This window comes from Demequina salsinemoris, from assembly GCF_000974805.1.
GTDB classification, from domain to species: domain Bacteria; phylum Actinomycetota; class Actinomycetes; order Actinomycetales; family Demequinaceae; genus Demequina; species Demequina salsinemoris.
Genome location: NZ_BBQZ01000005.1, coordinates 43,647 through 67,154, shown reverse-complemented (window position 1 = coordinate 67,154; position 23,508 = coordinate 43,647). Strand labels below are relative to the sequence as shown.

The window sequence follows — 23,508 nt, the reverse complement described above, 5'->3', positions numbered from 1 at the left end:
GACATTGCTTCTATGGGACGATGCGAGGGTGGACGAGACGACGATGCAGGACACCTCCTCACGCACCCAGGGCTACGCGAAGGGTCGCCTCACCAAGCAGGCGATCGTCGAGCGCGCCGCCGCCGCCTTCGCGGAGAAGGGCTTCTACGGCGCCTCGCTGCGATCGATCGCGCGCGAGGCGGGCATCGACCATTCCACGCTCATCCATCACTTCGGCAACAAGACAGCGCTGCTGCTCGCCGTCATCGACTGGCACGACCGGCGCGGAATCCCTGAGGGCATCGAGAGCGCGGACGAGGTGATGCGAGCGATGCAGACCATGCCCGTCGACGAGCTCGCCGGGGTGCTGGTGGAGAACGCCCGCCGCAACATGGACTCCCCCGGGCTCGTGCAGCTGCTCTCGATCCTCACCGCAGAGGCGGGCTCTCCGACGCACCCCGCGCGCGCGGTGCTGCACGAGCGGCACATCCTGCTGCGCGACTTGTTCGCGCAGATGATCACGCGTGCGCGCGAGGCGAACGGCGGCACCAGCGACACCCTCAGCCCCGAGCAACGGGCGATTGCGCTGATCGCCGCCCAGGAAGGACTCGAGACCTACAACGCCCTCCACCCGGGCGAGATCGATATGCCCGGCATCTTCGCGCGCCTGCTCACCCAGGCCCTCGAACTGGACCGCAAGCAGCTCGGCGACGGCTGAACCCGAGCATCGTCCCTGCCCCGCTGCGTCCTGGAGGGGACTGAGTGCAGGATGCGGCCGCGGTCTTGCGCTCAGTTCCCTCCAGCGTGCGAATGGAGGAGGTCGCGGACGCTGAACCGGCTGATCAGCGGCTCACCAGCCGCCGCCCCCTCCCCCGCCGCCCCCGCCGCCGACAGAGCCCCCACCGAATCCGGAGTCGCCGGAGGAGCCCGGCGTCGCCGCGGTCAGCGCCTCGCTCGCGAGCGACTCGAACGACTCGAGGCGCGAGCCGAGCCCCGCCGAGTGCGCCCAGAAGGTCCCGTACGCGTAGCCGTGATACCAGTCGGGCTCCGCGAGCGTCGTCCCTCGCGCGGCGAGCTCCTCGAACACCCTCGCCCACCGCTCGGCGTGGCCGAAGGCGATCGCGAACGGGAGGTAGCGGGAGAAGATGTCGCGCCCCTCCTCGAAGCGGATCTGATTCGCCTCGGCCGTCCGCAGATACAGCTCGAAGCCCCGCGCCTGGGCGAGCACGCGTGACCCCTCTGGCGTGCGCGCGGGCGTCATGCGCACGGTCGCGAGCATCACGAGCCCGAGGATCGCGAAGGGCACCGGGAGGACCGCGAACGAGCCCCAGATCGCAAGCACGATCGCCAGGCCAGCCCCGGCCAGGAGCAGCACGCTGCCCAGCACGCCCCAGGCGGTTCGCACATCGTCCGGGTTGTCCCTGAACCAGCCCATGCGGGTCACGTCGTCGTACAGGGCCTCCTGCACCTCGGTCATGTCCTCGGAGAACGTGGTCTTCAGCTCCTCGAGCGCGACCTCCTTGCGGCCCTTGAACAGCGCCTTGAAGAGCTTGCGCTCGTACTTCAGCAGCGCATCGTCCGCCTTGCGCTCCTTGCGCAGCACGAAGTCCCCGTCCGACCCGAGCGAGCCGTCGGCCTCGAGCGTGCCGCTCTGCTCGATCGAGAGGTAGCCGCGCACGGCCAGGTCGACGATCGTCGCGGTGACGTCGCGGGGGTCGGCCTTCTCGTCGATCAGGGTGCCCAGCTGGCCTGGCCTCAGCCCGGCCGGCGGCTCGAACTGCACCGCGACCGGCGCCCCGCGATCGCGGCGCCTCACCGGCGCGTCCTCCCCGAGGGAGGGCGCGAGCCCGGGGATGGTCTCGTCATACTCCAGGTCGAACGCGGTCCTGCGCAGCCGGCGGACGATCAGCCACAGGCCGCCGACAAGGACGACGAGGCACGCCGCCCCGGTCACCCAGCTCAGCCCGAAGGCCTTCGCGAGCGTGCGATGCTCCACCAGGACCGGCGTCGTGTCGAAGGTTCCCGAGGGGTACGCGATCGCCACGGTCACGCCCTCATAGGTGTCGAGGACGTCCTGGCCGACCGTCACCGCGGTGCCATCGACCTCGATGTCGTCGCAGTCGTCCTCGCTGTCCGCGGAGCCCGCCCAGCACAGCGCGTCGAGCGCGTCCGTCGGCGCGTCGATCTCGATGCTCACGTCGGCGAAGGGGATCTCCCAGTACAGGCCGATGACGTTGAAGTAGAACTCGTCGGTGTCGACGTCGGCGCCGTCCAGCTCCGCGACGGTCGCGTCCATGACGCCCTCGACCGTGTACTCGAGCACGTAGGTCTGCACGCCGGACACGTCGTCCACGTCCTCGTCGCCGATGCGCAGGGTGAGGACCCCGTCCTCCTCCTCCGTGTACAGGTTCGCGGGCGCGCCCGACGGGCTCGACACGGAGATCGCGTCCATGGCGTACTCGCGGTCGTGCTCGCCGTCCCCGTAGTCCATCAGGATGGGGAATGTGAGGTACGGACCGTGCCCTGGGTCGTCGCCGAAGTCGAAGTCGAACTCGACCGTGACGTCAGCCGATCCGTCCTCGCGAAGCACCCAGGTCGCATCCCACCGCGTGATGTGGTTGCCGGACGTGTCGGGGGCGGCGGTGGCCGCCACCGGCATGGCCACCAGGAACGATGCGGCCAGAACGGCCAGGACGATGCGCAGGCTTCCCCTCATGCCAACGATGATGTCGGCACTCGGGGACAGGTTCAAGGACCGTCGGTCCCGGCGTGGCCCTCGCTCGGCGTCGCGCGCCTCAGTCGCGCGCGCGGCGCAGGCTCATGGCCCGCTCGGCCTCGCGGTTGTCCTGCTTCTCGCGCAGCGACTGGCGCTTGTCGTGCAGCTTCTTGCCTCGCGCCAGCCCGATCTCGAGCTTCACGCGCGAGCCCTTGAAGTACAGGCGCAGCGGGATGATCGTGTAGCCCTTCTCACGCGTCTTGTGCATGAGGGTGTCGATCTCGTGCGCGTGCAGCAGGAGCTTGCGCTTGCGGCGCACCGAGTGGTTGGTCCAGGTGCCCTGGACGTACTCGGGGATGTGCAGGTTCTCGGCCCACACCTCGCCGCGATCCACGTGGATGTAGCCGTCGGCGATGGTCGCGCGCCCCATGCGCAGCGACTTCACCTCGGTGCCCATGAGGGCCACGCCGGCCTCGAAGGTGTCGTCGATGAAGTAGTCGTGGCGCGCCGCCCGGTTGGTGGCGATCACCTTCACGTCGTCGGCCATCGCTCACCTCCTGGATCCTGCGGGGACGGGCGTCCCCTGCGCGCTGACACGGACCTCCCAGCATAGGCCACCGCGTCAAGGGACGATGCGTCCGCTGCCCTGACGCCGCGCGTCACCGCTCGGTCGTCGTCACCCGAGGGCGCCGGACCCGAGGACTCAGGGGATCGCCGGCAGGATCGACATCGGGTTCACCGTCGATCCGTTGAGGTACACCTCGAAGTGAAGGTGGCACGCGGTTCCCGTCCCCGTGTTGCCCGAGTAGCCGAGGAGGTCTCCCTGCAGCACCACGTCCCCGGCGCTCACCACCGAGCTCGTGAGGTGGTTGTAGCTGGTCGCGAACGTCTGTCCCTTGTACGTACCGTTGTTGAGCATCACCTGATTGCCGAAGCCCGCGCGCCACTTGGCCCACAGCACCACGCCGTCCGCCGCCGCATAGATCGGCGTACCGCAGTAGGCGCGGAAGTCCGTGCCCGCGTGCAGGCGCGTGTAGTGAAGCACCGGGTGGTAACGCATGCCGTAGCTCGACGTGATGTACGGAACCTTGGTCGGGAAGGCGAGCGGGCTGCCGCTGCTGCCGACCGTCGCGCTCGAGCTTGAGCTCGAGCTCGCCTTCTTCTTCGCCGCGGCGGCCTTGGCGGCCTCCTCGGCCGCGGCCTTGGTCAGCAGCGTCCGCAGCTCGGAGCGCACCGACTCCTGCTGGGCCTCGACCTTCTTCTGCTGCTTGAGGTAGGCCGCGCGCTGCGCCTCGAGCGAGGCGGTGATCGACTCCTGCTCGGCCACCGCGCCCTCGACCTCGGACTTCGCCGCGGCGGCGGCCTGCTTGGCCTCCTGGGCGGTCTGCTTGGCCGCCTCGGTCGTGACGACCAGCTCGTCGGCCTCGAGCTTGAGCCTCTGGATCTCCTCGCGCACGGCCTCCTGGCGGGCCTCGCGGTTGCGGTTGACCGCCGCGATCTCCTCCATCTCGGCGAGCGCGTTGGCCTGGACGCGGGCGGCGGCGTCGCGGGCGGCGTAGTCGTCGACGAAGTCCTCCGAGGAGGATGCGCCCAGCACCACGGCGAGGCTCGAGATGTCGGACCCGGAGTAGCTGTCGCGCGCGATGACGGCGAGGGCCTCGCTGATCTCCGCGACGCGGTCCTCGTCCGCGCTGATCTCGTCGCCGAGCGCCTGCTCCTGCGACTTCGCGGCGGCGAGCTTGTCGGCCACGATCTGCTGCTCGACGAGGGCGGCGTCGTACGCCTCCTGCGCGGCCGTGTACTTCTCCTGAGCGGCGGTGAGCGCCTTGCGCAGGCTCGGCAGCTTGTCCTCGAGCGCCTGGAGCTTCTCGGCGGCCTCGGTGATCGCCGCGTCGGTGTCCTCGAGGTTGGACTGGAGCTCCTCGAGCTTCTCCGCGTTGGTCGCCTGGTCCTTCTTGGCGTCGGCGATCTCGTCGTCGTACGACGACGCTCCGACCGTCGTGGGTGCGGACGCCGCGGCGCTGCCGACCAGGAGCCCGCCGCCGATCGCCGTCGCGAGCAGCGCGGCGAGGACGGACAGGAGGCGTCGCGGTGGGGTCCTCGTCGTCATGCTCGCGTGTACCTTCCGAGCGTCATCAGCGAGGCCGAGGCGGCGAGCCCGAACGCGATGACGACGAGCCACGGGGCGATCGCGAGGACGTCGTCGCCGGTGACGTAGTCGACCCAGCCGACGGACGAGCTCAGCCAGTCCTGCACCAGGTACTGGACCCCGAACCACAGGGCGAGCGTCGCGAGGATGGCGCCAGTGGTCGCAGCGACCGCGCCCTCGAGCATGAACGGCAGCTGGATCAGCGTCCTCGACGATCCGACCATCTTCATGATCGTAGTCTCACGTTTGCGACTGAGCGCCGACAATCTCACCGTGGTGGTGATCAGCAGCACCGCCGTGAGCAGCATCACCGCCGCCAGGCCCGCTGCCACGATGGTCGCGGCGTTGAGGAACGCGAAGAGGTTGTCGAAGATCTCGCGCTGGTCCTTGACCGACTCGACGCCGGACAGACCCTGGGTCGCGTCGGCGACGGTCTCGAACTGCGACGGGTCCACGAGCTTCACGCGGAAGCTCGCCTGCATCTGATCCGCGGTGAGGTACTGGGTCAGGGAGCTGTCGGCGCGGGCGACGAAGTTGTCGTACGCCTCCTCCTTCGACTCGTACGTGACCTTCTCGACCAGGTCGGCGACGGCGCCGGTCTCGAGCACCGCGAGGATCGCGTCCTCCTGCGCCGGGGTCGCCTCGCCCTGCGCGCACTGCTCGCTCACCGAGTCCGTGGGGCACAGGAAGATCGACACCTCGACCTTGCCGTACCAGTCGTCCTGGAGCTGGCCGATCTGCGTCTGGATGAGCGCGGCCGATCCGACGAACGTGAGCGACACGAAGGTGACGAGGACGACCGACAGCGCCATCGTGGAGTTGCGGCGCAGGCCGTTGATGACCTCACCGAGGATGAACTGGAGCCTCATGCGCGCTCCAATCCGTAGACGCCGCGGTCCTGGTCACGGACCAGGTGGCCGCCCTTGAGCTCGATCACGCGCTTGCGCATCTGGTCGACGATCTCGTCGTCGTGCGTGGCCATCATCACGGTGGTGCCGGTGCGGTTGATGCGGTCCAGCAGTCGCATGATGCCGACGGACGTGCCAGGGTCGAGGTTTCCCGTCGGCTCGTCGCACAGGAGGATCGGCGGTCGGTTGACGAAGGCGCGCGCGATCGCGACGCGCTGCTGCTCGCCTCCCGAGAGCTCGTGCGGCATGCGCCGCTCCTTGCCGGCCAGGCCGACGAGCTCGAGCATCTCCGGCACGGTGGCCTCGATGTCGCGCCGTCCCTTGCCGATGACCTGAAGCGCGAAGGCGACGTTCTGGTACACGGTCTTGTTGGGCAGCAGGCGGAAGTCCTGGAAGACCGCGCCGATCTCGCGGCGCAGGTGCGGCACGCGCCATGACGTGAGGCGGTTGAGGTGGCGGCCTGCGACGTAGACATCGCCTCCGGTGGGGCGCTCCTCGCGCAGGATGAGCTTGAGGAAGGTGGACTTGCCGGAGCCGGACGAGCCCACGAGGAACACGAAGTCCCCGCGCTCGATCTCGACATCGATGCCTTCGAGCGCGGGCCTCGCACCTCGCGAGTACACCTTGCTGACGTTCTCTAGACGAATCACAGTGACGTGGCGCGGGGGGACGGACCCACGCCTCCTTCATGCATCGTAAGCAACCACACGGTACGTCCTGGGAGGCCACGCCGCCCCCGTCGTGTCCGAAGAATCACACTGCGGGGATACGTCCCCTTTCGTCCCCGCCCCGGCCACGGCATCGTCCCTGGCCGTGTGCCGCATCGTCCGCGCCCTGTCAGTTCGAACCAATCTGAGCCGCGACACCCGGCAACACGCCGCATCGTCCCGCGACACGCTCGCGTGTCGGAGCTGAGATTGGTTCAAAATGTCAGGCGGCAGGCGCCCACGAGGACGATGCGGCGACCGGGACGATGCTGGGGTCGCCGAGACTCGGCGCGCCCTGGGCGCGCCGAGCGGGTGGGGCGCCGGGTCAGTCCTCCTGGGACTGCTGCGCGCGGCGCCAGCGGATGCCCGCGTCGATGAAGCCGTCGAGGTCGCCGTCGAACACCGTCTGCGGGTTGCCGACCTCGTGGCCGGTGCGCAGGTCCTTGACGAGCTGCTGGCCGTAGAGGAAGTACGAGCGCATCTGGTCGCCCCAGCTCGCCTTGATGTCGCCCGCGAGCTCCTTCTTCTGCGCCGCCTCCTGCTCCTTCTTGAGCAGCAGCAGGCGCGACTGGAGGACGCGCATCGCGGCGGCGCGGTTCTGGATCTGCGACTTCTCGTCCTGCATCGACACGACGATGCCGGTGGGAAGGTGGGTCAAGCGCACCGCGGAGTCGGTCGTGTTGACCGACTGGCCGCCGGGGCCGGACGAGCGGAACACGTCGACCTTGATCTCGGACTCGGGGACCTCGATGTGGTCGGTCGACTCGATCTGCGGGATCACCTCGACCGCGGCGAACGAGGTCTGGCGCTTGTCGGCCGAGCCGAACGGGCTGATGCGGGCAAGGCGGTGCGTGCCGGCCTCGACCGACAGCGTTCCGAACGCGTAGGGAGCGTTGAGCTCGAAGGTCGCGGACTTGATGCCGGCGCCCTCCGCGTACGAGGTGTCGAGCACCTTGGTCTGGTAGCCGTGACGCTCGGCCCAGCGCAGGTACATGCGCAGCAGCATCTCGGCGAAGTCGGTGGCGTCGTCGCCGCCCGCGCCCGAGCGGATCGTGACGACCGCATTGCGCTCGTCCCACTCGCCGTTCATGAGCGTGCGGACCTCCATGGCGGACAGGTCCTTCTTGAGCTTCTCAAGGTCGGACTCGGCCTCGGCGAGCGTCTCCTCGTCGTCGGCCTCCTCGCCCATCTCGATGAGCACCTCGAGGTCGTCGATGCGCTGGCCGAAACCGGTGACCCTGTTGAGCTCGGAGTTCGCGGCGCTCAGCGCGCTCGTCACGGCCTGCGCGTTCTCCTGGTCATCCCAGAGGTCGGGAGCGGCGGCCTTCTCCTCGAGGTCGGCGATCTTCGCCTTCAGCCCGGCCGGGTCGAGCACCGCCTCGATCTGCTCGAAGGTGTTGCGCAGCGCCGCGATCTCGACAGGGAATTCAATAGCCACGGTGGTTCAGTCTAGTGCGCCCGGGCGTGGCGAGGTCTGCGACCGCCTGGCCCCGCCGCCCGCGGCCCCCAGGCGCGGGCCGCATCGTCCTGGCATCGAGTACCTTTCGCGCGATAGACTCTCGTCAGACTTCACGACCCGAGGAGACCGCATGAGGACGCCCCGCCTGCCCGCCGTACCCGCTGCGAAGGGCAGCATCCGCATCGTCGGGGCGACCGTGATCGACGGCACCGGAGCTGAGCCTCGCGTCGCCGACGTCGAGATCGTCGACGGCGAGATCGCGGCGATCGGGGTCAGCGCTGCGGCGACCCGCGCCGACACGACGATCGAGGCGGACGGACTCTTCCTCACCCCCGGCCTCATCGACACGCACGTCCACCTGACGATGCCCAACGACTCCACCGACGAGCAGGACCGCCTCAAGTTCATGGAGGAGCACGCCTTCGCGACCGCGGAGTCGATGCGCCTCACCCTTGAGGCGGGGGTCACCGCCGCGCGCGACCTTGCGGGGCTCACCCCCGGCTACCGCAAGGCCGTCGCGGCGGGCCTGATCCCCGGCCCGCGCATGCACGTCGCGATCACGATGCTCTCCCCCACCGGGGGTCACGCGGACCCGGTGCACGCCAACGGCGCGCGCTCGCTGTACGAGGACTTCGAGGCGATCGCCTCGGTCGGCGTCGTCGACACGGACGACGAGGTGGTCAAGGCGATCAGGACGCTCGTGCGCACGGGCGCCGACGTCATCAAGATCTGCACGACCGGCGGGATCGGCTCCCCCGAGGACAGCCCCGAGGACCTGGGCATCCCCGAGCACCACGTGCGGCTCATGGTCGAGGAGCTCGCCCGCCGGGGCGGTCGCCCGATCGCCGCGCACGCCCAGGGCCACGAGGGCGCGCTCGCCGCGGTCCGCGGCGGGGTGGCGAGCCTCGAGCACGGCTACGAGATGTCCGACGAGCTGATCGCGGAGATGCTCGCGCGCGGCACGATCCTGGTCCCCACGCTGTCGACGCTGTCACTGACGCCTGACCCGGCCAAGAAGCCGCCGCAGGTGGTCGCCAAGAAGCTCGAGTGGCAGGTCCGGGGCCGCGACTCGGCCCGACGCGCGATCGAGGCGGGCGTGCCCGTCGCGATGGGCACCGACGCCGGCATCCACCCGCACGGGCGCAACGCGGCCGAGATCGGCCACCTCGTCGATGCGGGCATGACGCCGCTGCAGGCCCTGCACTCCTGCACCATGCAGAGCGCGCGCCTGCTGGGGCTTGCCGATCACCTGGGATCGGTCGAGCCGGGCAAGCTCGCCGACCTGGTGCTGTGGGACGTGGACCCGCTGTCGGCCCCGCACTCGCTGTCCGACGCCGCGCATGCACGCGTCGTGATGCAGTCCGGCACGGCGAGGAAGGATCCGGATCGGCTCACCGCCTGAGGCCCGCGCCGCGCGGACCCGCGACCCATCATCCTCTCCGCTCGGCCGGGAGGCTCACAGCGCTCCGATGGCAGCCGGAGGTGCCTTCCCGCCGAGCGCGGCCTCATCGACCGCGCGTCGCTCGACGACGGCCTGGCGGGAGCGCGCGGTCAGCAGCAGGCCGACCGCCACCGCGGCCACCGCTGTCGCGAAGCCCGACCACATGACTCGGGCCCCGGCATGCGCCAGGACGAATCCGCCCAGCATCGGGGCCAGGGCGTGCGCCCCCGACCAGACGATGCCGTAGACACCCTGGTAGGTGCCTCGCAGACGCGCCGGCGCCAGGGCCGCGACCATCGCCGACGCGACGGGGAAGGTCGCGAGCTCGCCGATGGTCCAGGTGATCACCGCGATCGCGTAGGTCCGCGGGGAGTCCGCGAACACCTGGACCACGAACCCCAGGGCCGTGACTCCGACGCCCACCGCGAGCGCGACCGAGGGAGGCACCCTCTCGATCACGCGCATCGCCGGCACCTGGAGGGCGCACAGCAGCACGCCGTTGAGCGTCAGCAGTGCCGCGTACGAATCGAGGGAGAGCCCCTGCGACGTCATCACGAGGGGCAGCGTGGAGGTGGACTGGAGGTACGCGACCGTGAACACGAGCATCAGCGCCACGAGGGTCACGAACGCGCGATCGGTCACGGCGCCCGCGAACCCGGCGAGCGCCCGCAGGCGCGGCGTCGCCTCGGTGGTCGCGGGCACGGCCCAGGGCGCGTTCCCGAACCGACCGCGCTCACGGAGCGTCGCCCCGAGGAAGACCGCGACGACCACGCACACGGCCGCCTCGACCACGAAGATCAAGGTGAAGGAGATGCGCTCGAGCCGAACGGCGATCACGGGCCCGAGCGCGAACCCGAGGTTCATCGCCCACACCTGCATCACGAAGGCCCGCTGGCGAGCGTCGGGAGCGACGCGATCGGCGACCATCGCGCTCAGCGCCGGACCGCCGAGCTGCCCCGCGAAGCCGTAGGCGAGCAGCACGGGGACGAGCGCCGACAGCGTGGTCGCCGACGGGATCGCGAGCAGGAGCGCGGCCGAGCCTACGAAGGAGGCCATGAGCACCGGGAGGCGTCCGATCCGGTCCGAGAGCATGCCGCCCACGAGGGTCGCCACCACACCGCCCGCCCCGTACATCGACACGGCCATCGTCGCCTGTTGAACCGACAGGCCGGGCCCGGAAACCAGGTACGTCGACAGGAACGGCACGACGAAGCGCCCCGTCCACAGCACGAGCACCCCGAGCCAGATCACCCAGAATGCCTGGGGGAGACCGAGCAGGTCCCGGCCTTCACCGCCCCTGGCCGACCGCTGGGCTCCCCGACGCGGAACCCGCGCAGTCATGCCGCGGGCGGCGGGACGGCCGATTCGGCGTCGGCCTCGTGCGCATCCACGTCGCGCGTCGCGGCGACGCGACGCGACGCGATCCACGCCACGGTCGCGGCGACGGCGGACAGCAGGAACATCGCGGAGGCGACGAGCGGCAGCGTCGCGAGCCCGCCCGCGTCCACCTGGCCCGAGGCGACGGCCGCGCCGAGCGACGAGCCCGTGAAGATCACCGAAGAGTTCACCGCGACCAGCAGCTTGAGGTGCTTCCCCGCGTGCCCGATGATGAGCGCCTGGAGCGGCGGATTGATCGCCCATGAGCAGAAGCCCCAGGCCAGCAGGAAGGCCGCGGCCTCCCACGGGGTGTCGGCGATCATGAGGCCCGGCACCGCCACGGCGGCGGCGACGGTCACGAGCACGAGCACGCGCGCGGGTCCGACGCGGTCCGCGATCGCGCCCAGCAGGGCGTTGCCAGCGAGCCCTGCGACGCCGTAGCACAGCAGCAGCAGCGACAGCTCGGTGCCGGTGGACCCGACCGTGTCGGTGAGGAACGGTGACACGAACGTGTTGAGCCCGCTGGTCGCGGCGCCCTCCATGGCGGCGGTCATGAACACCGCGCCGAGCGTGATCCACGCCCAGGTGCCGAGAGCCCCGGACGTTGCGCGCGCCGCGTGGCTGGCCTCCGCATCGTCCACGAGCCGGGCCTGCCAGCGCGAGGCGAGCAGCGCGACGAGCGCGACCACGACGAGCAGCACGGCGACCGCCACGAAGGAGACGCGCGCGCCGATGAGGTCGGCAAGCGTGTTGCCGAGCGGGGCACCTACCAGGGAGGACACGACCATGCCGCCGAACGAGATGGACAGCGCGCGCGACCGGAGCGAGGGCGCGACGATCGACCCGGCATGCACGGTGCACATCGGCACCACGCCCGCCGCGGTGATCGCATGGACGATGCGGGCGGCGGCCAGCTGCTCAGCCGACGAGGCGAGCGCCACGAGCACGAGCGTCACGGCCTCGAGCGCGAGCGCGATCGTCAGCACCTTGTAGGGGCTGACCTTGCGCACGAGGAGCGCGAGGGTTGGCGCGGCGACCGCGTACGCGAGGCCGAAGACCGCGTTCGAGCGCCCGATGTCCGCGATCGAGATCCCGGTCTCCTGCGAGAACACCGGGAGGACGCCGGGCACGAGCATGTTGCCCAGCGTCGCCGCGAAGACCGCCGACGCGAGGATCCACAGCGTCGCGTGCGCGCGACGGTCGATCCCGCTCACACGGACTCGAGGGCGCCGAGCCACTCCATGGTCTCGGCGGACGTGACGAGCGACTTGCGCTGGAGGTACTCGATCATGTCGAGAGCATCGTCGTGCGCCTGCTGCGACGAACCGTGGACGATGTCGGTGACGACGTTGAGGAACAGGTCGCGCTGGTGCGCGTCGACGGCCGTGTAGAGGATGCAGATGTCCGTGAAGCCGCCGATGAGGATCACCGAGTCGGCCTTGTAGGAGCGCAGCACGATGTCGAGCTGTGTGCCGAAGAAGCCCGAGTAGCGGCGCTTGCGGATGTGGAACTCGTCGGGCGTCGGCTCGAGCCCGGAGGCGAGCTCGGTGTACGGGTTGCCCTCGATGCAGTGCGGGCCCTCGGAGCCGTCGAGCTCGCGACCCATGTCGATCAGGTGCGGCTTGTGGACCTCCTGGATCCACACGACCGGAACGCCCTTGGAGCGGGCGAGGTCCACCATGGAGACGGCGCGGTCGCGCTGCGCGGGGACGTCGAAGCCGTCCTGCTGGCCGGGGCTGCCGCCGAGCGGTCCTCCCTGGAAGTCGACGACGACGAGGACGGGGTTGCCTTCGATGTTCATGTGTCTCCCTCTCAGGCCTTCGCGGCCATCGCGTCGGCGCCCGGCATGGGGGCGTCCGGCAGGGTGTCGAGCCAGGCGTGGGCCGAGGCGGCGGTCACGAGCGAGTCCCGCTGGAGGTACTTCATGGCGCGCAGCGCGGCGGCGTGCGCCTTGTCCGAGGACCCGCCCACGAGGTCGCTGACGGTGCGGAAGTGGTAGTCCATCTGGTGCGCGTCGACCGCGGTGTAGTGGATGCAGACGTCGGTCAGCCCGCCGATCATCACGATCGTGTCGGTGTCGTACGCCTTGAGGACGATGTCGAGCTCGGTGCCGAAGAAGCCCGAGTAGCGGCGCTTCTGGATCAGGTACTCGTGAGGGAGCGGCTCGAGGCCCGGGTAGAGCTCGGTGGTCGGGTCGCCCTCGACGCAGTGGACGCCCTCGGCGCCGTCGAGCTCGCGGCCGATGTCGACCAGCGACGGCTTGTGCACCTCCTGGAGGAACACGACCGGCCGACCCTTGGCGCGGAAGGCGTTCACGAGGTCGATCGCGGGCTGACGGCGCTCGAGCTGGCCGTCCATCCCGCCGAGCGTCGTCGGGTGGGGTGCCTCTCCCCCGCCCTGGATGTCGACGACGAGCAGGGTCGCGTTGCCGACGGGCCTCAGCTCGTCGTTCGGTGTCCAGTCGGTGACCTGGAGCGGCATCGGTTGTCCTTTCGGGAGGGTCAGCTGAGGCGGACGCGCGGGTCGACGGCGGCGAGCACCACGTCGACGAGGGCGTTGAGGATGACGTAGAAGGCGCCGAGGATCAGACAGATCGCGGCGATCGCGGGGAAGTCGCCGACCCCGATCGCGGTCTTGAGGTAGGAGCCGAGCCCGTTCCACGAGAACACCTGCTCCACGACGACGAGGGCCGAGACCATCATCCCGGCCTGGACGGCGAGCAGGGACAGCGCGGGGGACGATGCGTTGCGCAGGGCGTGGCGGCGCAGCACGGTCCCCTCGGACTCGCCGAGCGAGCGCGCGGTGCGCGCCCAGGGCGACTTCATCGAGGACGTGATGCCGTCCGCGAGCACGCGGGCGAGCGCGACACCGGGACCGATCGAGGCCGCGAACGCGGGCAGGACGAGGTGCGCGAGCGCGTCGCCGGAGTAGGTGAGGCTCCCGTGGAGCAGCCCGTCGAGCACGTAGAAGCCGGTCCCGTCGTCGTACGGGCCGTAGGACGATCGCCCGGCCGCGGGCAGCGCCCCGTCGAGCCACTTGTAGAAGATCAGGACGCTCAGCATCGCGATGAGGAACGACGGCGCGGACGCGAGCGAGAAGAACACGAACCGCAGCGCCGAGCCGATCCTGCCGGGCCGCGTGTACAGCGAGGACAGCAGGACGCCGATCACGATCGACATCCCGATCGCCATGAACGCGAGCTCGAGTGTCGCGGGCAGCGCGGAGGCCAGGTCGTCGGAGATGTGACGCTTGGTGGCGAGCGAGATGCCGAGGTCACCCTGGAACAGGCCGCCGACGAAGTCGGCGAACTGGACGTACACGGGGTTGTTGAGGCCGAGCTCCTCGCGGGCCTCGGCCACGGCCTCGGCGCTCGCGTTGACGCCCACGTAGGTGCGGACCGGATCGGCGTTGCCGACCTTGCCGAGCACGAACACGGTCGCGGTGAGGAAGAACAGGACGACGATCAGCGCGCCCGTGCGCTTGAGTGCGAAGACGAGCACGTCAGACCCCCTTGCGTCGCAGGCCGACGCGCAGCGCGTCGCCGGCGTAGTTGAACAGGAACGACAGCAGCCCGATCGCGAGCGACGGGAGCACCGAGATCCACCAGGCGTTGAGGAAGTACTTCATGCCGTCGGAGGCCATGCGGCCCAGCTCGGGTGCGGGGGCGGGCGTGCCGAGCCCGATGAAGGACAGCCCCGCGAGCGTCATGATGACGGCGCCGATGTCCAGGCTCGCGGTGACGGCGATCGTGGGCGTCACGGCGGGAGTGACGTGCTTGACGAGCAGCCTCCACCCGGTCACGCCGGACACCTTCGCGGCCTGCACGTGAGGCAGGGCGACGACGCGCCGCACCTCGCCGCGCACGAGGCGCGCGTAGAGGGGCCACCACACCACGGTGATGCCGGCCATCGCGGACCAGATCGACTGGCCCAGCGCCGCGGCGACCGCCATCGCGATGATGGTCGCGGGGAAGGCGAGGAACAGGTCGGTGACGCGCATCAGGACCGTGTCGACCGCGCCGCCCCTGAAGCCCGCCATGACCCCGATGAAGGAGCCGAAGATCGCGGCGATCGTCGTGACGACGACCGCGGCCATGAGGCTGCGCTGCATGCCCGACAGCAGGCGCGCCATCATGTCCATGCCGAGCGTGTCGGTGCCGAGGATGTGCCCGCCCGACAGCGGCGGCAGGAGCTGCTCGCCGGACGGGATGATCGCGCTGTAGGGCCACACGACGGGACCGAGCAGCGACACGACGATCACGACGCCCACCCCGATGAGCGAGGCCTTCTCGGCCTTGCCGAGCGCGTCCCAGAAGCCGTCGCGGAGGGTCCCGACGGCGCCGGCCTCGGCGCGTGCGAGCGCGCGCTTACGCGAGAACAGCATCGACGAGCCTCCGTCCGTAGTCCGTGGTGATGTCCTGCGCGAGCCGCTCGGCGGGGACCGTCTCGACGATCTCGCCGCCCGTCATCACGAGGACGCGGTCGGCGATGAGCCGGGCCGCGGCGAGGTCGTGCGTGACGAACATGACGGCGATGCCGAGCGAGTGGCGCAGCAGGTTGATGAGGTTCAGCACCGAGCAGGCCACGGACACGTCAAGCGCGCTCGTGGGCTCGTCGCACAGCAGGACCGAGGGCGGGACGACGACGGCACGCGCGATGGCGACGCGCTGCTGCTGCCCGCCTGACAGCTGCGCGGGCCTCGCGCCCATGATCGTGGCGTCGAGCCCGACGAGCTCGAGCGTGCGCACCGCGAGGTCCCGCATCTGGCCGGTCGTCATGTCCTTGCCGGTGCGGGTGTGCGCCACGCGCTCCACGAGGAGCTGCTCGACCGTCATCCACGGCGTGAGCGAGGCGCCCGCGTCCTGGAAGATCACCTGGGTGCCCTCGCCGGCGACGCCCTGCGAGTCGACGGCGCCGGAGTCGGCGTCCTCGATGCCGCCCGCGATGCGCAGCAGCGTGGACTTGCCGGAGCCGGACTCGCCGACGAGCGCGACCGCCTCGCGGTAGCCGATCTCGAAGCCGACGCCCTTGAGCACGTGGTTGTGTACCTTCCGCCCCTTCACGCGGGACGTGTAGGTCTTGTGCACGTCGTTGACGGTGAGCGACGCCCTGGTGACGTGCGAGACGAGCCTCACCGCATCGTCCCCTGTCGCGGCGCCGACCGCGGCGGTCTCGCCGCGGAAGTCGTCCCAGCACAGGGACGATGCTGCCCACCGGTCCTCGACGTCCCCGCCTTCGCGGCCCTGGACCTTGAGGACGTCCTCCATCGAGGACACGACCGCGGCCTCGGGGGCCCCGACGGGGCGCGACCGGTCGGTGTCGAGCGTGATGCGGGACGCCATGAGCCTCTTCGTGTAGGGCTCGTGCGGGTCGGAGATGATCTGGTCGGCGGGGCCGCGCTCGACGATGCGGCCGTTCTGCATCACCGCGATCTCGTCGCACATGTGCCGCGCGACGCCCAGGTCGTGGGTGACGAACAGGACCGCGCAGCCGGCGTCGCGCGACGCCTCGCGCAGCACGTTCAGGACCTCCGCCTGGACGGACACGTCGAGGGCGGTGGTCGGCTCGTCCGCGACGAGCAGCTTGGGCCCGCGGGCGAGGGCGAGGGCGATCATCACGCGCTGGCGCATGCCGCCGGACAGCTGGTGGGGGTACTTCTTGAGGACGGTCGCGGCGTCGCGGATCTGCACGCGGGCGAGCGCGGCGATCGAGGCGGCCGCGGAGCCCGTGTAGCGGTTCAGCATGCTCCCGATCGACATGGTCGGGTCCAGCGAGCGCATCGGGTCCTGGAAGACGGTGGTGACGTCACGCCCGCGCACCTGGGGCCAGACGGGGTCGGTGACAGGGGTGAGGTCGCGGCCCGCGAGCGTGACGCGGCCGGTCGCGGTGGCCGTGCCGTCGTCGGGGATGATCCCCTGGACCACGGCGCCGATCGTGGACTTGCCGGAGCCCGACTCGCCCACCAGGCCCAGGCATCGTCCCGCCTCGATGGCGATCGAGATGTCGGTGACTGCGGTGACGACTCTGTCACGGGTGCGGTAGACGACCTCGAGGTCGTCGACTGTCAGCACGGGGGCGTCGCTCACTGCGTGTCCTTGCGATGGGGGATGAAGGGCGGGGGTCCCGCGGCGGCGGCCAGTGACGTGCCGCCGCCGCGGGAAGGAGAGAGCCGTCGCGTCAGGACGCGGGGCTGAGCTGGGTGAAGTCCAGCGTGATGCCGAGGATCGGGTAGCTGGCGTCGGCCGCTCCCTCGATGCCCTCCTGGAAGGCCGACGTGACCGACAGGTCCGCGACGGTGTACCAGTAGCCCGAGGACGCGACCAGGTCGGTCACCTCGGAGTAGTCACCCGAGTTCGCGGCCGCGGCGATCGCGTCGTCCAGGCCGTCGACCTCCGGGTAGAAGAGGTTCAGGCCGCCCGAGGACGCGTACAGCAGCTGCGCCCAGGTGTCGGGGTGTCCGGCGTCAGGGAAGGCGCTGAACAGGGTGACGTCGGGGGCGAGGTCCGGGTCGAAGATCGTCGACCAGTAGGAGCTCGACTCGTAGCCAACGGACTCGGCGGAGATGCCGGCCGCGTTGAGCTGCGCCGCGACGTTGTCGGAGATGTCCTGCGCGCCCGGCACGAAGGTCGGGTAGCCGATCTCGATCGTGTCACCCTCGAGGGCCGCGAGCGCGTCGGCGTCATACGAGATGCCGCTCTCGTTCTCGGACGAGTCGAGCATCGACGACGGGAAGACGCCGGTGCTGGTCGTGGCCTTGTCACCGTAGACGGACGAGACGATCGAGTCCCAGTCGATGCCGGACAGGAACGCGAGGCGATCCGAGTCCTCGCCGAACGCGTCGGCCGCCGGGTTGAGGAACACCACGGGCGCCATCATGGCGGAGTAGGTGTAGGTCTCGATTCCGTCGGTGTCCGCGAGCGCGTCGAAGAGCACCTTGTTGCCCGAGCCGATGTAGCCGTCGAGCTCGCCGCTCTCGAGCTCGAGCTGCACGGTGTTGGTCGAGTCGACGACGTCGAACTCGATCTCGTCGTAGCCGCCGGTGTCGCCCCAGTAGCCGTCGTAGGCCGACAGCGTGTAGGTGACGCCCGGGTCGAAGCTCGCGAACTCGAACGGGCCGGTGCCGCCGTCGTTCGTGGCGAACCAGTCGGCGTCGTCGCCGTGCTCGTCAAGCACGGTGGGCGAGATGATCTTGAGCCCGAACGGCGACGCGAGGTAGTCGAGGAAGGCCGCGTTCGGCTCGTCGAGGGTGAAGACCACGGTGTAGTCGTCGGGGGTGTCGACCGAGGCGACGTCGGAGATGAGGTAGGCCGGGCCCGAGTCACCCTCCGTGAGCATGCGGTCGATCGAGGGCTGGATGGCGGCCGAGGTCAGCTCGGTGCCGTCGTGGAACGTCACGCCCTCGCGGAGGGTGAACGTGTAGGTGAGGCCGTCGTCCGAGACCTCCCAGTCGCTCGCGAGCGACGGGACGATCTCCGCGTCGTCGACGCCGGTCTGGTACTTGACCAGACCCTCGTAGGCGGCGAGCACGAGGTTCATCTCCGAGCCGTCGTACGCCGAGCTCGGGTCCGGGGCGGAGATGTCGGACGTGAGCCCGAGGTTGAGGGTGGTGTCGGCGGCCGCCGCGGCGGTCTCGCTGCCGCTGCTCGACGCGGTCGAGTCGCCTGGGAGCGATCCGGAGTCCGAGCAGGCGGTGAGGGCCAGGGTGAGCGCGGCGGCCGCGCCGACCGCGCCGAGAGTGGTGCGTGAGTTCACGTCTCTCTCCTTCTGTTGAGGGGGCAGTGCCAACCTATCGGTCAATAGTTACATTGAATCGCGAGGTATGTTTCGCGACTGTTTCAAGACAGCCGTCAAACTCTCGTCATCTCATCGGCCGGCGAGCCAGACGATCCAGTCTCCTGTGTCGGAGATGTCCTGCGCACCATGCAAAGCGATCGGCTCGCACACGAAGCCCGAGAGCTCACGACCGTCCTCGAGCTCGACGGTGCCGATCGCCATGGGCGCGGGAACACCCGCCACGAAGGCGCCGAACCCTTCCACGGGAAGGCGCCACACCTCGCCGACGATCGACTCCCCGCCGTCCGCGACGCGGACGAGCCCGGGCTTCGGGGGCACGGTGTCGAGCGCGTACAGGCGGTAGGACGATGCGGTGCGGACCGTCTCGACCTTCTCGCCGCCACGGTCCGTGAGCTCATGGTTGAGCACCTGTCCTGCGCGATGCGCGCCGACGACGAAGACGTCGATCAGGCACCGCTCGGCGGCGACCGCGGGCTCGACCCGAGGCCCCTCGCCGAGCTCCGCGGCGATCGCCGCCGCGATGCCGGCGAGCGCATCGTCCGCGAAGGCGGGACCCGTGAGCATCGCGCCGAACGGCAGCCCGGCGACCCGTCCCGCGGGGAACGCGACAGCGGCCATGTCCATGAGGTTCGCGAAGTTCGTGAAGCGGCCCATGCGCGAGTTCGCAACCACGGGCTCGGCCTGCACCTGGGCGATCGTCGGATGCCACGTCGTGGTGGGAGTGAGGACCGCGGCGACGCCATCGAGCAGCTCCGCTGCGCGCATGCGGTGCACCTCGAGCGCGCGCTGGTCGGCGAACAGCCGAGCCGCGGTGTGGCCCGAGCCCGCGAGGACGATCGAGGCGACGGTCGGGTCCAGGCCCGCTCCCCCGTCGTCCGTGCGCCTCTCGATGTGCGCGCCGACAGCCGACAGCCGCGTAGCGCTCGGCGACGAACGACGACTCGTAGAGCATGAGCGCGGCCTCGAGCAGCGTCGCGATGCTGCGCTCGACCACCTCGTAGCCGGCTGCGCGCGCGGCGGCGACCACCGCGTCGAACTGCTCCGCCCAGCCGTCCGCCAGCCCCTCGAGCTCCTCGGGCACCGGAACCAGGAGGCGCGAGCCGATCGCGGGGGCATGGTCGGGGCGGGGACGCGCCGCGAGAGGGTCGACGCCGTCCGCGCCGGACATCGCCGCGACCGCCTGCTGGGCGAGCGCGAGATCCTCGGAGAAGACGGTCACGCAGTCGAGCGACGCGCACGCGGGGACGACGCCCGTGGCGGGCACGAGGCCGCGCGTGGGCTTGAGGCCCCAGAGTCCGTGAAGCGCCGCGGGCACCCGGCCGGACCCGGCGGTGTCGGTGCCGAGCGCGAGGTCGGCGATCCCGAGGGCGACCGCGACGGCCGAGCCCGAGCTCGACCCGCCCGAGATCCGCTCCGGGTCCTCGGCGTGGCGCACCGCGCCGTGCGGCGAGCGCGTCCCGACGAGTCCGGTCGCGAACTGGTCGAGGTTGGTCTTGCCCAGCACTATCGCGCCCTGCGCACGCAACCGGGCGACGGCCGGCGCATCGTCCTCGGGCATGAAGGCGTAGCCGGGGTCGGCGGCCGTGGTCGGGCAGCCCGCCACGTCGATGTTGTCCTTGACCGCGACCAGGCGACCCGCGAGCGGGAGCGGCTCCCCGGCGGCGACCGCGGCGTCGACCCGCGCGGCCTCGGCCCTCAGCTCCGCGGCGTCGCGCAGGTGGATCCACACCTCCGGACGGTCGACGGCGGCGATCAGCGCGAGCGCCGCATCGACGCGCGCGGCGGCGCTGCGGGGGCTCACGCGTCGGCCTCGGTGATGATCGCGCGCAGCGGCGTGGGGTTGAAGTCGTTGCACGGGTTGTTGACCTGCGGGCAGTTCGAGATCACGGCGAGCACGTCCATCTCGGCGCGCAGCGCGACCCGCTTGCCGGGCGCCGACATCCCGTCGACGATGCCGAGCGTGCCGTCCGCCTCCACGGGCACGTTCATGAACCAGTTGATGTTCGACACGAGGTCGCGCGGGCCGAGGCCGTGCTTGGCGCCCTCGCGCAGGAAGTTCTCGCGGCACGCGTGGTGGAACAGCGTGTGGTGGCCGTAGCGCAGCGTGTTGGACTCCTTGGAGCACGCGCCGCCGATCGTGTCCTGGCGGTCGATCTCGTTGCCGACGATCGTCATGAGGGGGTTGCCCTCGTTGGACATGAGCACCGAGCCCTCGACCAGGTACGCGTTGCGCTGCGCCGCGAGCGTGTCGGGGACCGAGTAGCGCTCGACCGTGTCGGCGGCGCTGTAGCAGAGGAAGTCGCCCGACTGGTTGCCGCCGACGTCCACGATGGTCAGCACCTGGCCCTTGCGGACCACGGCCGACCAGCCGACGCGCGGCGCGATGCGGTCATCCTGGACGATGCGACCGGCGGCGAGCGGCTCGCTCCAGTCGAAGTAGTCGGCCTCGTCGGTGGCCCAGACGACGGTCATGCGATCCCCCTTGCGAGCAGGTACTGCTGGGTGTTGAGGTAGGCGCGGGTGCGCTCGGGCGTGGCGGTCCACCACGGATCGACCTCGGTGGAGGCCCCCGCCGTCCAGGCATGGATCCGCAGGGGCGACGAGGTGTAGTCGTCGGCGGGGTCGAGCGCGTGCGGCGCGTTGGCGATCAGGATCGTGAGCGGCACCTCGGCGACCAGGTCCACGTAGGCCCCGGCGCCGGCGCCGCCCTGCCATGCGAGCGTCCCGTCGGGGGCGACGGTCACGCCCTTGAAGAGGGACACGGCCGGCGGGACGTCCCGCGCCTCGAGCCCCTCCTTGGCCGCGGCCTGCTTGAGCAGCTCGCGGCCGGCCGGGGTGGCTGAGGCGATGTCGCCAGCGCCGTAGCGCGCGACGTTCGCGGCGAGCGACGTGACGCCGGAGAACGTGTCGTGCCTGCCGGAGGTGTCCTCGACGACGGTGGCGAGCACGCGACCGTCGCCCGACAGAAGTGGATGCCCGGTGGACAGGTAGGCCTGCCACGGGATCTTCACGGTGTCGGCCATGTTCAGCCGCTCCGCGGTGTTGAGGGCGTTGAGCACGATCACGTGCGCGCACGCCGCGCCCTCGATGTCCTCGAGGCGGATGCGGGTGCCGCGCGCGACGGTCGCGTGCGCGTAGCCAGGTCCGCCGATGGTCTCGGCCCACACGAGCGACTCCGGCGCCACCCCGGCGGGAGCGTGGGGCGAGCGCGACGGCGGCAGCCACGGCATCGTCTCGACGACGGTCTCGCCGCGTCCGCGCGCATCGTCGCGGGCCTGGAAGGTCGTGCCGGTCGCGGCCCTGCGCCCGGCACCGATGTCCTCGGTCATGATCACCACTACCTTTCGGTCGATAGGTACGCGACGAGTGTACGACTCCGATGTTTCGGCATCGTTACCGCGACCAAGGTCGCGCGGATCGCGCTCAGCCGCGGCTAATGTGGAGCCGAGCATCATGACGACCACGCACCCAGACGCCGCCGAGCCCGCCCCCGCGGGCACGCGCCGCGCGCGCCCGCACGGCAAGGAACCTGTCGGCCGCGAGCGCATCCTGGACGCCGCGGCGCAGCTCTTCGTCGAGCAGGGGTACGCCGCGACCACCACGCGTCAGATCTCGTCGAGCGTCGGCATCAAGCAGCCGTCGCTCTACTACCACTTCCCCAACAAGGAGGCGATGCTCGTCGAGCTGCTCGTCGCGACGGCGGAGCCCTCGGTGCTCGCGGCCCGCGACATGCTCGCCGACGACTCCCGCACCCCGATCGACAGGCTGCTCGAGCTCATCCGCTTCGACGTGCACCTGCTCGCCTCCGGCGCCTGGAACATCGGCTCGCTGTACCTGCTGCCCGAGACGTCGGCACCCGCGTGCGCCGCGTTCCGCGAGCTCCGCGACGAGCTCAAGGACACGTACACGGCGCTCGTGCGGAAGGCCATCGATGCCGACGAGGCCTCAGCCGCGACCGACGGGCACCGCGCCGCGGCGCTCATCTTCTCGCTCGTCGAGGGCGTCATCCTGCGCCGCAACGACGAGCCCGACCTCTCGGCCGAGGACGTCGCGGACGACATCGAGCAGGCGACCCTGCTGATGCTCGGTGCCACGCGCCCAGCCGCCTGACGGCGACGGTCGAACCCGCCCGAGTCGAGCCCAGCCCACTCAGGACACCCTGACGGCCTCGCCCTTCGCAGCGCGCATCCATGGCTCCCACAGGGGGTCGTGCCCCGGCCACACCTCGACCCCCGCATCGTCCAGGTCCGCGAGCCTCTCGATCGAGACCCTCGCCTCGGCCGCCCCCGCGTCACCGCCAGGGGTCCACCCGCACGGGGTGCGGGTCTCGATGTTGGCGCGCAGGTCGGCGGCGTCGCACGCGAGCACGATCTCGCGCGACGGCAGGGACACCCGGAACGACTGATGCCCGGGCGTGTGCCCGAAGGTCGCCACGGACTCGAGGCCCGGCGCGATCGTCGCGTCGCCGTCGACGAGCCTCACCTGCGTCTCGACGTTCAGCAGGTCCGTCGCGAGCACCACGTCGGGTCTCCCTGCGCCGGACGCGACCCACTCCCATTCGCGCCGCTGGACGATCACGGGCACCTCGGGCGCGAGCGTCGCGAGCACTCCCGTGTGATCCAGGTGAGTGTGGCTGATCGCGACACCCGCGAGGCGGGACCAGTCCAGCCCCGCGCGCGCGACACCTTCGGCGAGCGGGTCGCCCGGCGGGACCAGCGGCGCGTAGCTCTCGTAGTTGAGGTGCTCGGCCCGCGCTGGCTGGCTGCGCACCACCGCGAGGTTGAAGCCGCCGTCGAGCAGCACCCACCCGTCCTCATACTCCACCGCCGACGCGGTCACGGGCTCAAGCAGGAAGCGCCCGGGGTCGCCCCCCAGGAGCGAGACGGACTCCGTGATCGGCTCGAAGCCCACCACGAAGGCATGCAGCGCGAGCGGCCGCCCGGTGAGCGGCAGGGGCACCTCAAGGGACCGGCGCATGC

General features: G+C 70.7%; 21 protein-coding genes and 1 pseudogene. 3 read left to right on the top strand and 19 right to left on the bottom strand.

All coding sequences use genetic code 11. From position 1 onward, the window contains the following. Positions 1–28 precede the first annotated feature (28 nt). A complete protein-coding gene (locus AOP78_RS10465; RefSeq protein WP_062204117.1) occupies positions 29–697 on the top strand; it encodes a TetR/AcrR family transcriptional regulator in 669 nt (222 codons plus the stop codon). Positions 698–829: 132 nt separating this feature from the next. Here AOP78_RS10465 and AOP78_RS10460 read toward each other — a convergent pair whose 3' ends face one another. The 6 genes from AOP78_RS10460 to prfB all read right to left on the bottom strand — a co-directional run bounded on the left by AOP78_RS10460 (position 830) and on the right by prfB (position 7,897). Then, positions 830–2,695: a DUF2207 domain-containing protein gene (locus tag AOP78_RS10460; RefSeq protein ID WP_062204114.1), complete on the bottom strand. Its 1,866-nt coding sequence runs from the start codon at positions 2,693–2,695 to the stop codon at positions 830–832. A gap of 79 nt (positions 2,696–2,774) precedes the next feature. Beyond that, a complete protein-coding gene (gene smpB, locus AOP78_RS10455) occupies positions 2,775–3,242 on the bottom strand; it encodes an SsrA-binding protein SmpB (RefSeq protein ID WP_062204111.1) in 468 nt (155 codons plus the stop codon). 156 nt (positions 3,243–3,398) lie between these two features. Next, entirely contained in the window at positions 3,399–4,805 is a 1,407-nt protein-coding gene (locus tag AOP78_RS10450) for a peptidoglycan DD-metalloendopeptidase family protein (RefSeq protein ID WP_062204107.1), read from the bottom strand. Next, the gene (gene ftsX, locus AOP78_RS10445; RefSeq protein WP_062204103.1) at positions 4,802–5,713 is read right to left on the bottom strand and encodes a permease-like cell division protein FtsX; all 912 of its coding nucleotides are present in this window, start codon (positions 5,711–5,713) and stop codon (positions 4,802–4,804) included. The genes AOP78_RS10450 and ftsX overlap by 4 nt, the downstream gene beginning before the upstream one ends. Beyond that, complete coding sequence (gene ftsE, locus AOP78_RS10440; RefSeq protein ID WP_062204100.1) at positions 5,710–6,402, bottom strand: cell division ATP-binding protein FtsE; 693 nt, start codon at positions 6,400–6,402, stop codon at positions 5,710–5,712. Before ftsE ends, ftsX begins: the two co-directional genes overlap by 4 nt. A 382-nt stretch (positions 6,403–6,784) precedes the next feature. Next, positions 6,785–7,897 carry a peptide chain release factor 2 gene (gene prfB / locus AOP78_RS10435; RefSeq protein ID WP_062204097.1) on the bottom strand — a complete coding sequence of 371 codons (1,113 nt, stop codon included), beginning with the start codon at positions 7,895–7,897 and terminating at the stop codon, positions 6,785–6,787. Positions 7,898–8,048: 151 nt separating this feature from the next. On the opposite strand from prfB, the gene AOP78_RS10430 reads away from it, so the two are divergent. After that, positions 8,049–9,320 carry a metal-dependent hydrolase family protein gene (locus AOP78_RS10430; RefSeq protein WP_062204094.1) on the top strand — a complete coding sequence of 424 codons (1,272 nt, stop codon included), beginning with the start codon at positions 8,049–8,051 and terminating at the stop codon, positions 9,318–9,320. A 54-nt stretch (positions 9,321–9,374) separates the two neighbouring features. Here AOP78_RS10430 and AOP78_RS10425 read toward each other — a convergent pair whose 3' ends face one another. From AOP78_RS10425 to AOP78_RS10375, 12 genes and pseudogenes are all read right to left on the bottom strand, one after another. Continuing rightward, positions 9,375–10,610: an MFS transporter gene (locus AOP78_RS10425; RefSeq protein WP_062204091.1), complete on the bottom strand. Its 1,236-nt coding sequence runs from the start codon at positions 10,608–10,610 to the stop codon at positions 9,375–9,377. Positions 10,611–10,696: 86 nt separating this feature from the next. Then, the gene (locus AOP78_RS10420) at positions 10,697–11,950 is read right to left on the bottom strand and encodes an MFS transporter (protein ID WP_062204088.1); all 1,254 of its coding nucleotides are present in this window, start codon (positions 11,948–11,950) and stop codon (positions 10,697–10,699) included. Further along, positions 11,947–12,537, bottom strand: coding sequence for a cysteine hydrolase family protein (locus AOP78_RS10415; RefSeq protein WP_062204085.1), 591 nt, complete (start codon positions 12,535–12,537; stop codon positions 11,947–11,949). Before AOP78_RS10415 ends, AOP78_RS10420 begins: the two co-directional genes overlap by 4 nt. Before the next feature lie 11 nt (positions 12,538–12,548). Next, positions 12,549–13,217 carry a cysteine hydrolase family protein gene (locus tag AOP78_RS10410; RefSeq protein ID WP_062204083.1) on the bottom strand — a complete coding sequence of 223 codons (669 nt, stop codon included), beginning with the start codon at positions 13,215–13,217 and terminating at the stop codon, positions 12,549–12,551. 20 nt (positions 13,218–13,237) lie between these two features. Next, on the bottom strand, positions 13,238–14,236 hold the full coding sequence (locus AOP78_RS10405) for an ABC transporter permease (RefSeq protein ID WP_062204081.1): 999 nt from the start codon (positions 14,234–14,236) through the stop codon (positions 13,238–13,240). A gap of 1 nt (position 14,237) precedes the next feature. Further along, the gene (locus tag AOP78_RS10400; RefSeq protein ID WP_062204079.1) at positions 14,238–15,119 is read right to left on the bottom strand and encodes an ABC transporter permease; all 882 of its coding nucleotides are present in this window, start codon (positions 15,117–15,119) and stop codon (positions 14,238–14,240) included. Beyond that, complete coding sequence (locus AOP78_RS10395; RefSeq protein ID WP_062204076.1) at positions 15,103–16,821, bottom strand: ATP-binding cassette domain-containing protein; 1,719 nt, start codon at positions 16,819–16,821, stop codon at positions 15,103–15,105. The genes AOP78_RS10400 and AOP78_RS10395 overlap by 17 nt, the downstream gene beginning before the upstream one ends. A gap of 91 nt (positions 16,822–16,912) precedes the next feature. Next, positions 16,913–18,487, bottom strand: a complete 1,575-nt coding sequence (locus AOP78_RS10390; protein WP_062204073.1) for an ABC transporter substrate-binding protein — start codon at positions 18,485–18,487, stop codon at positions 16,913–16,915. Between the two features lie 111 nt (positions 18,488–18,598). After that, positions 18,599–19,294: an allophanate hydrolase-related protein gene (locus tag AOP78_RS15530; protein WP_236685373.1), complete on the bottom strand. Its 696-nt coding sequence runs from the start codon at positions 19,292–19,294 to the stop codon at positions 18,599–18,601. 211 nt (positions 19,295–19,505) lie between these two features. Continuing rightward, a pseudogene (locus tag AOP78_RS15525) lies at positions 19,506–20,258 on the bottom strand (amidase family protein); the annotation flags it as partial. Positions 20,259–20,326: 68 nt separating this feature from the next. Further along, positions 20,327–21,001 (bottom strand): urea amidolyase associated protein UAAP2, encoded by a 675-nt coding sequence (locus AOP78_RS10380; RefSeq protein ID WP_062204070.1) that lies wholly within the window; start codon positions 20,999–21,001, stop codon positions 20,327–20,329. After that, on the bottom strand, positions 20,998–21,858 hold the full coding sequence (locus tag AOP78_RS10375) for an urea amidolyase associated protein UAAP1 (protein WP_152659505.1): 861 nt from the start codon (positions 21,856–21,858) through the stop codon (positions 20,998–21,000). The genes AOP78_RS10380 and AOP78_RS10375 overlap by 4 nt, the downstream gene beginning before the upstream one ends. 124 nt (positions 21,859–21,982) lie before the next feature. Between AOP78_RS10375 and AOP78_RS10370 the strand changes: the two genes are divergently transcribed. Continuing rightward, on the top strand, positions 21,983–22,639 hold the full coding sequence (locus AOP78_RS10370) for a TetR/AcrR family transcriptional regulator (protein ID WP_062204063.1): 657 nt from the start codon (positions 21,983–21,985) through the stop codon (positions 22,637–22,639). 39 nt (positions 22,640–22,678) lie between these two features. Here the strand turns inward: AOP78_RS10370 and AOP78_RS10365 are convergent, their stop codons facing one another. Next, complete coding sequence (locus AOP78_RS10365; RefSeq protein ID WP_062204060.1) at positions 22,679–23,506, bottom strand: N-acyl homoserine lactonase family protein; 828 nt, start codon at positions 23,504–23,506, stop codon at positions 22,679–22,681. Positions 23,507–23,508: the final 2 nt, after the last annotated feature.

Excerpts from the sequence above, each read along its gene's own strand:
- AOP78_RS10370 (WP_062204063.1), top strand. The coding sequence starts at position 21,983 with ATGACGACCACGCACCCAGACGCCGCCGAGCCCGCCCCCGCGGGCACG.
- AOP78_RS10380 (WP_062204070.1), bottom strand. The coding sequence starts at position 21,001 with ATGACCGTCGTCTGGGCCACCGACGAGGCCGACTACTTCGACTGGAGC.
- AOP78_RS10365 (WP_062204060.1), bottom strand. The coding sequence starts at position 23,506 with ATGCGCCGGTCCCTTGAGGTGCCCCTGCCGCTCACCGGGCGGCCGCTC.
- AOP78_RS10450 (WP_062204107.1), bottom strand. The coding sequence starts at position 4,805 with ATGACGACGAGGACCCCACCGCGACGCCTCCTGTCCGTCCTCGCCGCG.
- AOP78_RS10460 (WP_062204114.1), bottom strand. The coding sequence starts at position 2,695 with ATGAGGGGAAGCCTGCGCATCGTCCTGGCCGTTCTGGCCGCATCGTTC.
- smpB (WP_062204111.1), bottom strand. The coding sequence starts at position 3,242 with ATGGCCGACGACGTGAAGGTGATCGCCACCAACCGGGCGGCGCGCCAC.
- AOP78_RS10415 (WP_062204085.1), bottom strand. The coding sequence starts at position 12,537 with ATGAACATCGAAGGCAACCCCGTCCTCGTCGTCGTCGACTTCCAGGGA.
- AOP78_RS15530 (WP_236685373.1), bottom strand. The coding sequence starts at position 19,294 with ATGCGCGCAGCGGAGCTGCTCGATGGCGTCGCCGCGGTCCTCACTCCC.
- AOP78_RS10375 (WP_152659505.1), bottom strand. The coding sequence starts at position 21,858 with ATGACCGAGGACATCGGTGCCGGGCGCAGGGCCGCGACCGGCACGACC.
- AOP78_RS10410 (WP_062204083.1), bottom strand. The coding sequence starts at position 13,217 with ATGCCGCTCCAGGTCACCGACTGGACACCGAACGACGAGCTGAGGCCC.
- AOP78_RS10430 (WP_062204094.1), top strand. The coding sequence starts at position 8,049 with ATGAGGACGCCCCGCCTGCCCGCCGTACCCGCTGCGAAGGGCAGCATC.
- AOP78_RS10400 (WP_062204079.1), bottom strand. The coding sequence starts at position 15,119 with ATGCTGTTCTCGCGTAAGCGCGCGCTCGCACGCGCCGAGGCCGGCGCC.
- ftsX (WP_062204103.1), bottom strand. The coding sequence starts at position 5,713 with ATGAGGCTCCAGTTCATCCTCGGTGAGGTCATCAACGGCCTGCGCCGC.